The organism is Streptomyces sp. NPDC056128 (assembly GCF_042263835.1).
Taxonomy (GTDB): domain Bacteria; phylum Actinomycetota; class Actinomycetes; order Streptomycetales; family Streptomycetaceae; genus Streptomyces.
Genome location: NZ_JBHJVQ010000061.1, coordinates 1 through 9066, shown reverse-complemented (window position 1 = coordinate 9066; position 9066 = coordinate 1). Strand labels below are relative to the sequence as shown.

At 73.3% G+C, this 9066-nt stretch carries 7 protein-coding genes; 1 reads left to right on the top strand and 6 read right to left on the bottom strand.

Going from position 1 to position 9066, the window contains the following annotated elements; translation table 11 throughout:
- Window positions 1–45: 45 nt before the first annotated feature.
- The 6 genes from ACFC1X_RS40420 to ACFC1X_RS40395 all read right to left on the bottom strand — a co-directional run bounded on the left by ACFC1X_RS40420 (window position 46) and on the right by ACFC1X_RS40395 (window position 7209).
- Window positions 46–1797: an FAD-dependent monooxygenase gene (locus ACFC1X_RS40420; protein ID WP_376364667.1), complete on the bottom strand. Its 1752-nt coding sequence runs from the start codon at window positions 1795–1797 to the stop codon at window positions 46–48.
- 99 nt (window positions 1798–1896) lie between these two features.
- Window positions 1897–2382: a pyridoxamine 5'-phosphate oxidase family protein gene (locus tag ACFC1X_RS40415; RefSeq protein ID WP_376364664.1), complete on the bottom strand. Its 486-nt coding sequence runs from the start codon at window positions 2380–2382 to the stop codon at window positions 1897–1899.
- A 24-nt stretch (window positions 2383–2406) separates the two neighbouring features.
- Window positions 2407–3693, bottom strand: coding sequence for an MFS transporter (locus ACFC1X_RS40410; RefSeq protein WP_376364661.1), 1287 nt, complete (start codon window positions 3691–3693; stop codon window positions 2407–2409).
- Complete coding sequence (locus tag ACFC1X_RS40405; RefSeq protein ID WP_376364658.1) at window positions 3690–5084, bottom strand: formylglycine-generating enzyme family protein; 1395 nt, start codon at window positions 5082–5084, stop codon at window positions 3690–3692. Before ACFC1X_RS40405 ends, ACFC1X_RS40410 begins: the two co-directional genes overlap by 4 nt.
- Window positions 5081–5860, bottom strand: coding sequence for a phytanoyl-CoA dioxygenase family protein (locus ACFC1X_RS40400; protein ID WP_376364655.1), 780 nt, complete (start codon window positions 5858–5860; stop codon window positions 5081–5083). Before ACFC1X_RS40400 ends, ACFC1X_RS40405 begins: the two co-directional genes overlap by 4 nt.
- Entirely contained in the window at window positions 5857–7209 is a 1353-nt protein-coding gene (locus ACFC1X_RS40395; protein WP_376364653.1) for a formylglycine-generating enzyme family protein, read from the bottom strand. The genes ACFC1X_RS40400 and ACFC1X_RS40395 overlap by 4 nt, the downstream gene beginning before the upstream one ends.
- 454 nt (window positions 7210–7663) lie before the next feature.
- Here ACFC1X_RS40395 and ACFC1X_RS40390 point away from each other — a divergent pair, with 454 nt between their 5' ends.
- Window positions 7664–8980, top strand: a complete 1317-nt coding sequence (locus ACFC1X_RS40390; RefSeq protein ID WP_376364650.1) for a nucleotide disphospho-sugar-binding domain-containing protein — start codon at window positions 7664–7666, stop codon at window positions 8978–8980.
- Window positions 8981–9066: the final 86 nt, after the last annotated feature.

The following is a 9066-nucleotide window of genomic DNA, read 5'->3' as shown; positions in this document are numbered from 1 at the left end:
CCCCAACCCCGGGCCCCCGCCCGATTCCTGTGCGGGGGCGGGCGGTCAGCGGTCCAGGACCGCGGCGAACGCCTGCGCCAGGGCCTGTTCGGCGTCCTCGCCGCCGCCGGTGCTGCGCCAGGCGACGTGCTGGTCGGGGCGGACCAGGAGCGCGCCGGTGTCGGTGATGCCCCGCACGGCCTGCCAGCCGCCGTCCACGTCGGCGTACTGGCCGCCGTCGCCGATGCGCACGGTGCGCACGCCGACCGAGAACTTCTCCGCCACCCGCAGCGCGGCCTCGCACCACGGCGTGCCCTGCGCGCCGGTGATCAGGGTGAAGTCGGTGCGGCCGGTGAGGTCGAGGGTGGACAGGCGCCGTGCGCCGGCGGTGATCCAGGCGTGCGGCAGCCGGTGGCCGGGGCGGGAGGTGGGCCGGTGCTCGTTGCGCATGGGGACGCGGTCGGGTGCCCGGCTGCCGTCGGGGACGAGCGCGCCGTCCTCGTAGTGGAAGCCGACCTCCATGTCGAGGGACTGGCAGCCCCCGCGGTGGGTGTGGAAGATCTCCAGGGCGCGCTCGCGCACGGTGTCGCCGAGCGGTGAGGGGTCGAAGTACGCCTCCAGCCGCTGCCTGCGGCGCCCGGCGGGGATGTTGTGGCCGGCGCCGACGGCGTCGATGACCGCCTGGTGGTGCACGGCGGCGGAGACCGCCCAGTCGACGTTCTCGCGGCCCACGGGCCTGCGTTCGGCCTCGTAGGTGTCGATGAGGGCGTCGGTGGCGCGGCCGCCGAGGACGGCGGCGAGCTTCCAGGCGAGGTTGTGCGCGTCCTGGATGCCGGTGTTGAGGCCGAGGCCGACGGCGGGGGGCTGGCGGTGGGCGGCGTCGCCGGCGATCAGGACCCGGCCGGAGCGGTAGCGGTCGGCGAGGTGGGCGTGCACGATCCAGTCCGTCACCTTGTGCACCGTCATCTCCAGGTCCGGGATGCGCAGCAGTTCACGGATGCGGGGGACGACGGTCTCGGCGTTCCAGCGTCCGGGCGGGCCGGGGGCGAAGTGCAGGCCCCACTGCTCGCAGTCCTTGCCCCAGCTGGGCCCCATCTCGATGAGGTTGCTGGACAGGTCGGGGTCCTCGGGGCTGAGGAAGTGGGTGATGAGTGTCCCCTCCTGCCACCACGGGGACAGGTCGGCGGAGAAGTACGCGGTCGTGGTGTTGACCAGACCGGGCGGGCCCTGCATCCGGATGCCGGCCGCGGCGCCGACCATGCGGCCGCCGTCGGCGCCGATGAGGTAGCGCGAGGTGACGGTGGTGGTCTCCCCCGTGTCGAGGTCGCGTACTTCGGCGACGACGCGGTCGCCCTCGTCGCGGAAGGAGAGCATCTCGTGGTGGAACAGGATCCGTCCCGGATTGCGGTCCTCGGCGTGCCGGCGCAGGATCGGCTCCAGCCACATCTGCGGCAGCTTGGCGGGCAGGACGGGCCCGGCGGCGGCGTAGGTCTCGCGCAGTTCACCGCCGCCGAAGGCGTCCATCTCGTGGATCAGGCGCCGGTCCAGCGGCCCGTCGCCGGCGAGGGTGGTCTGCCAGCGCACCTTGCCGAACTTCTCCAGCGGCGCGGCCTCGGCGAGCACGTCGTCGGCGAGGTGGTGCTGGCGGAAGATCTCCATCGTGCGCTGGTTGAGGTAGTGCGCCTTCGGAACCCTCGATGTGTCCGGGTGCCGTTCCACCAGCAGATGATCGACGCCCTGGTCGGACAGGAAGACGGAGGCGGACAGACCGCATCCGCCACCGCCCACGATCAGAACCGGAACCTCGACTGATCCCATGGTCGTCCCTTCGGAAGTACGTGCCGGGCTTGGTAGTGCCCGCAGCATGGCAAGAACGTCTGCACCGCCCCTCAAGGACGGGTGGACCCCGACGGCCGCTCACGCGGGGCGCGGCCACCGCCGGTACCAGGGCCGGCGGGGGGCGGCGGGGGCGGACTGGTCGCTGAACGCCCAGCCGAGCCAGTCCTTGATGTCCACCGCGAGCACCGGTCCGCCGTCCTTGAGGTAGCGGGGGCCGTCGAACTGGCTGTACTTGCGGTCCAGCAGGCCCAGCGCGTGGCTGCGCTCCGGGCTCTCGCCGACCACCCGGCCGGTGCCGCGCAGCCGTACCCACCACGCCTTGAGCCAGTCGTCGTCGTAGAGGTCGGCCAGGACCGTGACCCGCGGGTCGTGGTCCAGGTTGCGCAGGCGTTTGGGGCGCGGGCCGCCGTTCTTGGGCCGGTCGGTCGGCGAGTAGAAGACGTCGCCGTCGACGACGAAGATGACGGGCACCATGTGGGCGCCGCCGCGCGCGTCGACCGTGCCCAGCCGCACGGACCGTTCCGCCTCGAGGCGGCTGCGCATCTCGTCGTGTCCGAGTTTCATCACCGCTCCTTGTCGAAAGGCCGCTCAGGTGTGGTCGGCGTGCAGGCGGTCGGCCGCCGGCCGCGGCGTACGGCCGCGGCGCAGCCGTACCAGCAGGATCAGGGCCGTGCCCAGGACGGCGAGGGCGACGGTGGTCAGGCCGGACAGGCGGATGGTGCCCGCCGCGCCGAGCGCGCCGACCAGGGGCCCGCCGAGCGCGGCGCCCAGCGGGGTGGCGATGACCAGGACGGCGCTGCGGAAGGCGCTGAGGCTGACCAGCTCGTCCAGGGGTGCCTTCTGCTGCAGCAGGGTGATGGTCACCGGCCCGTAGGGGGCGTAGATCAGGCCGCCGAGGCCGAAGCCGACGATGCCCGCGGCGAGCGTGCCGAACTGTGCGAAGGGCAGGATCGCCAGCCCCCAGCCGGCCACGATGGCCAGCGCGGTCGGCCACAGCGGCAGGCGCCGCAGTGTGCCGGCGGCCAGCGCGCCGATGACGGCGCCGACGCCGAAGGTGCCCCAGATCCAGCCCAGTGCGGTGGGGTCGCCGCCCATCCGTTCGGCCACGAAGACGGGGACGGCGACCTCGATCGGCCCGTACAGCAGGTAGAACACGAAGGTGAGCGCGAGCAGGCCCATGAGTTCGGGGTGGCGGGCCAGGGTGGTGGCGCTGCGGCGCAGCGGGATGGCCGGGCGGCGGCCGACCGTGCTGTCGCCGCGTACCCGGGCCGCGACGACGGCGAGGTAGAGGTAGCTGGCGGCGTCGCCGGCCAGGACCGCGGCGGGTCCCAGGGCGGCGGAGAGCAGGCCGGCCAGCGGCGGTCCGATGATGAACGACAGCTGTTCCTGGCTGCCCACCAGCGCGTGGCCGGCCAGCCGGTCCTCGGCGGGCAGGGTTTCGGCGACGAACGTCTGCCGGCCGGCGATGCCCCAGGCGTGCAGGACGGAGGAGGCCGCGAGCAGCGTGATGTAGGTGGTGACGTCCAGCAGGTCCAGCCAGTACAGGGCCGGGATGAGGGTGAACACGGCGGCGCGCAGGATGGAGTTCAGCAGGATCAGGCTGCGGGCGTTGCGTCCGCTGAGCCAGCGTCCCAGGGTGAGCGAGCCGATCGCGGCGGGCAGGCTGTAGGCGGCGACGGCCAGTCCCACCACGGTGGACCGGTCGGCGGGGGCGGCGAGTTCGACGGCGAGCCATGCCACGCCGACGAAGCTCATGCCGTCGCCGAGGAAGGAGACGAGGAAGCCGGGCTGGAGCCGGCGGAAGCCGGGGTTGGCGAGGCAGCGGGTGTAGCCCTCGGGCAGGGCCCGCCGCATACGCCGTGGTCCGGTTGTCACCGCGGTGCCTCGGATTCGCTCACCGCGCAGCGGAAGCCGATCTCGGGGCTTCTGGTCACCAGTGTCTTGCCGGCCCGGCTCACGGCGGTGAGCAGGGCGGGCGGTGAACTCCACGCGCCGCCGCGCACGCTGACCTCGGCCGACCACTCGCCCCACAGGTCGCCGGGGTCCATCGTGCCGAAGCGGGGCTTAAGGGGCAGGCCGTCCAGGTAGCGGGTGGACGTCCATTCCCACGCGTTGCCGCACAGGTCGCGGACTCCGAAGGGGGAGGCGTTGTCGGGGCTGGTGCCGACGGGGCCGGTGGGGGCGGGCAGGTCGGCCGGGTGCAGGCCGGCGAGGCGGCGCAGCCAGGCCGGGCGGTCGGGGTCGCTGTCGCCGTCCGGGCCGAGGAGGGTGTGCAGGCCGCGGGCCCGGTCGGGGTGGAAGCGGGTGCCCCACGGGTAGCGGCGGTGGTCGTCGCCGCGTGCGGCGCGTTCCCATTCGTCCTCGGTGGGCAGCCGTTTGCCGCACCAGTCGGCGTAGGCCACCGCGTCGTACCAGCTGACGCCGGTGACGGGGTGGTCGCCGGCGAAGCGCGGGTCGCCGGCGGTGGAGCGGGTGTGGTCGGTGCCGCGCGGTTCGTCCGGGTGGCACCACAGGTGGCCGTGGGCGGCGACGTCGGCGGTGAACGCGTCGTAGGCGTCGTTGGTGACCGGCAGGGTGTCCAGGTAGAAGCCGTCGACTGCGGTCTCCTGCACGCCCGCCTCGGGCGCGTCGCCCCAGGAGCGTTCCTGGCCGGGGCGGGTGCCGCGGCGCAGCCGTCCGGGCGGGATGTGCCGCATGCCGTCCAGCAGGAGGCGGCTGGGCAGCCGGTCGGCCGACAGGGGGACGGGCATCTCGCCCAGGACGGTGCCGGCCAGGTGCGGTTCGGCGAGCAGGGTGCGGGCGCCGGCGAGGGCGTGTGCGTCGGCCATGGTGACGTAGTTGCCGATGCCCGCGGCGATCTGGTCCGGTGAGCGGCCCAGTACGGCCAGCAGGGCGTGGAGCGCGGGCGCCGCTCCGTCGGGTCGCGGGGCCGGTGTGCCGGCCAGGCAGGCCAGTGCGGGCTGGCGCACGGTCTCGTCGGGGTCGGCCAGTGCCCAGCCGACGGCCTCGGCCGCCAGGTCGGGGGCGAGGCGTACGGCGGCGGCCAGGGTGTGGCGGCGGATCGCGGGTGCCTCGTGCAGCAGGCCGACGGCCAGGCATTCGCCGAGCAGGTGCGGGTCGGTGAGCTGTTCCAGAGTGTGCAGGTAGCCGGCGAGCAGGGCGTCGCGCTGTGCCGCGGGCCCGTCGTTCCAGCCGGCGATCCGCAGGACCTCGGGCGGGAGGTCGGGGGCGGGGGGCTCGGTAGAGAGCTGCTCGGTGATGGTCATCGCGTGCCGGCCTCCGCTCCGGTGATCATTTTTGCGAAGTCCTCGCCCGCCCGGTGGCTGTACGCGGTGCCCGCCGAGGGCTTCTCGCCCGCGGAGTAGTACACGTACAGCGTGGCCCGGCTGGTGTCGTCCAGGACCGGGCCGGAGTGGTGGAGGATGTTGTAGGTGTGGCAGATGACGTCGCCGGCCTCGGCTTCCAGGGGGAGTCCCTCGGGCGGCAGGCGGCGGGGCGGGTAGCGGTGGGAGCCGGGTACGAGGACCAGGCAGCCGTTGCGGACGGTGGCGGCGTCCAGGTAGACGCCGACGTTGACCAGCGGGGTCACCGGCAGGTCGTGCGGGAAGTCGAGGTGCCAGTCCAGGGCACTGTAGGAGCTTCGCCCGCCGCGTTTCATCTGCCACACGGCTCCGTCGATGGCGTCCTCGAAGCGCCAGGTTGGCGCGCCCAGGAGGCCGGGGCCGAGTGCGTCCAGGTTCCGTCGTGCGATCAGGTTGCGGGTGTCGGCGCAGTGCAGGGTGAAGTAGGGCAGCCGGTGCAGGGTGGCCCGGCCGTCCTCGTCGTAGGACGGCTTGATCACTTGGTCGCGGTGTTCGGCGGGCACGTTCCCGGCGAGGGTGTCGCGCTCCAGGCGGCGGGCGTCGCGCCGGATGGTCTCGATGTCCTGGGCGTCGAACACGCCGCGGTAGACGACGAACCCGTACTGGTCGTAGAAGGCGCGTTGTTCGGCCGTCACGGTGCCGTCGTAGGTGAAGCGCGGGATGCGCTGGGGGGAGGTCACCGGATCACTCCTCGGAAGCCGATCTCGTTGTGCCGGTCGGTGAAGAGGTCCTTGCCGCGGAAGTAGGTGGTGACCTGTTCGCGCATGGAGGTCCAGGCGCCGCCCCGGATGACCACCGAGGTCTCCTCGGCCGTGGCCCATTCGGTGCGGGGCCGGCCGGAGATCATCGGTTTCATCCGGTCCCGGGTGAAGAAGTTGGTGTCCGTCCATTCCCAGCAGTTGCCGACCAGGTCCACCACGCCGTAGGCGCTGACGTTCTTGGGGTGGGAGCCGACGGGGACGGTGGTGGCGGCGGGGGTGGTGTCGTCGAAGGTGCTCAGGACGTCACGCCAGTGCTCCAGGCTGTCCGCCGGTCCGAAGGAGGCGCCGAACCAGCGCAGGGCGTCGGGGTCGAAGGTGTCGCCCCACGGGTAGCGGGCGCCGCTGTCGCCGCGTGCGGCCTTCTCCCACTCCAGTTCGGTGGGCAGCCGTTTGCCGAGGTGGGCGAGGTAGGCGTAGGCGTCGAACCAGTCGACTCCGGTGGCGGGGTGGTCGGGGCCGAAGCGGGTGTCGCCGGCGATGCCGCGGCGGTGGTCCTTGCCCTCGGGCTCGTCGGGGTGGCACAGCGCGTGCTCGGCGGCCTGGGGGCCGTGTGCCCACTGGTCGTACTGGCGGTTGGTCACCGGGTGGCGGTCGATGAGGAAGTCGGGCAGGTGGCGGATCTGCCGGGGGGCGGCGTCGTCCACGTCGTACAGGGGGTGCACGACGTCGTCCATGCCGATGCCGGCGACGAAGTCGGACGCCGGGATGTGCACCATGTCGCCGGGGGCGGGGCTGGGCAGGTTGTGCGGGTCGTAGTCCCAGTGTTCGTCCAGGGCGCATTCCGGCGGGAGCTGCCCGCTCGCGGCGTGTTCCCGTTCGAGTCCGAGGCGGGCCGCGCGGTCCTCGGCGCCCAGGATCCGGTCCATCGCCCTGGCCACGACGGCGGCGCCGATGCCCACCGGTTTGGTGCTGCGGAACAGGCCGGCCTCGGCCGGGCCGGTGATGTGCAGCAGTTCCTCGTAGGCCTCGCCGACGCGGTTGCGCCCGGCGATCCTGGCCGCGCCGAACACGACGAAGTCCTCGTCGTCGCCGAGCAGCCAGACCAAGAACTCGCGGGCGGCGGGGTGGGTGGCCAGGAACGGTTCGACGCCTTCGAGGACCGTCAGGCGGATCTCGGCGCGGGGGTGGGTGGCGGCCAGCGCGCAGAGTTCTTCGACGATCCGGGGGTGCCGGAGCCGGCCGATCGTCTCCCGCAGTTCGGCGCGTTCCGTGTCGGTGAGCGGGTCGTGCGGTTTCTGCCAGGGTTCGTGGGCCAGGAATCGATCCATCAGCCCGTTCAAGGTTTTCTGTTCCACACAAAAGCGTTCGTAACTCCATCGGTGCACTGGTCTCACCTCGATTGCCGGGGTCGGAGATTTCTGAGGCCCGAAACCCAGTCTGTGGAGGGCCCCGGGGACCCTCCACAGACTAAGAGAATTGCCCTGGTCAGGCCGCCCACTTGAAGTGCGTACCGGCCGGGCGGACACCGCCCTTGCGCTGCGAGCGCAGAGCGTTCCACTGACGAAGCGTCTTCATCTGTTTCACCTCCTGATGCTGTCTCGGCAACTGAGCACCCCGACAGTCGCGTTGAGTGCTCCGCTCTGTCAAGTTCACCAATTTTTAAGGGTTTTTGACCGTGCCGGTGTGTTTGTTCAACCGCGGCGTTTCAGCGGTTGAACGGCGGGTTCGCGAGCCGTTTTGCTGGGTGTATTCGTCTCTTCCACGCTTCGAAAGGAGCGCGTTGTGCGCGTTCTCGTCGTGCCGTTTCCCTTCAGGACTCATCTGTACAACCTGGTGCCGCTGGCGTGGTCGCTGCGGACCGCCGGGCACGAGGTGCGGGTGGCGGGCTGGCCCGACCTGCTCGACGCCGTCGCCGCGGCCGGCCTGACGGGGCTGGCGGTGGGGCCGGGCGAGAGCCCGGCGGTGCGCAGGCAGCGGGACGAGCGCCAGACCTCGCAGCGGGCCGCGGCCGCGCGGCGGTCCCCGCAGCAGGGTCTGGACGCGCTGTTCGACCTGCGGCCGGACCGGGCGCGGCTGGGCTGGGAGCAGGTGTGCCGGGTCGTCGACGACCTGGTGCTGCCCCAGGCGCGGCGGTCCAACGACCCGATGATGGAGGATCTGGTCGCCGCCGCCCGCGCCTGGCGGCCGGATCTGGTGCTGTGGGGTGCCAAGGCGTTCGCGGGGGCGGTGGCCGCGGCCGCGGTCGGTGCGGCGCATGCCCGGGTGCTGTACTCCGTGGACGTGTACACGCGGCTGCGGGAGGACTTCCTGCACGCCCAGGCGCTGCAGCCGTCCGGGCGGCGCGCCGACACGCTGCGGGACTGGCTGGCGGGCTGGGCCGCGCGGTTCGGCGTGGACTTCTCCGAGGACCTGGTGGGCGGTCAGTTCACCGTCGCCCCGCTGCCCGCCTCGTTCCGGCCCGATGAGCGGCCGGGCACGCTGGGCGTGCAGTTCGTCCCCTACAACGGGCCGGCCGTGGTGCCCGGGTGGCTCGCCCACCCGCCGCGCGCGCCGCGGGTGCTGATGACCTTCGGCGACTCTCTCGACGACGGGCCGGTGCGGCTGCTGTCCGCCGAGCGCATCCAGGAGATCCTCGACGCGCTGGCCGGCCTGGACATCGAGCTGGTGCTGGCGCTGCCGCCCGCCTCGCGGCGCGCCCTGCGCGCGGTGCCGGCCAACACCCGTGTGGTGGAGGCCGTTGCGCCGGCCGAGGTGCTGGCGACCTGCTCGGCCGTGGTGCATCACGGCGGCACCTGGTCGTTCGGGTGCGCGCTGCGCCACGGGGTGCCGCAGCTGCTGATCGGGCGGGCGTTCGACGCTCCGCTGAAGTTCGGCTGCCTGGAGCGTGCGGGCGCGGGGCTGGGCATGAGCCCGGACCGGGCGCGGGGGCCCGCGGTGCGGGCCGCGCTGCTGCGGCTGCTCGGGGACGGCGCCGTGCGCGCCGACGCCCGGCGGCTGCAGGAGGAGATGCTGGCGCTGCCCACGCCCAACGCGCTGGCGCACACCCTGCAGGGTGTGGCCGCCGCCCACCGCGGGCGGGCGGCGGGTGCCTTGCGCTAGGAGCGGGCAGCCGGGCGGGGGCCCCCCCCCGGGGGGGGGGGGGGCGGCCGGGGGCGGGGGGGGGTGCGGGGGGCCCGGGGGCGGGG

What these genes read in the sequence shown, in the direction of transcription:
- ACFC1X_RS40405 (WP_376364658.1), bottom strand. Translation starts at nt 5,084, where the DNA reads ATGACCATCACCGAGCAGCTCTCTACCGAGCCCCCCGCCCCCGACCTC.
- ACFC1X_RS40395 (WP_376364653.1), bottom strand. Translation starts at nt 7,209, where the DNA reads ATGGATCGATTCCTGGCCCACGAACCCTGGCAGAAACCGCACGACCCG.
- ACFC1X_RS40420 (WP_376364667.1), bottom strand. Translation starts at nt 1,797, where the DNA reads ATGGGATCAGTCGAGGTTCCGGTTCTGATCGTGGGCGGTGGCGGATGC.
- ACFC1X_RS40415 (WP_376364664.1), bottom strand. Translation starts at nt 2,382, where the DNA reads ATGAAACTCGGACACGACGAGATGCGCAGCCGCCTCGAGGCGGAACGG.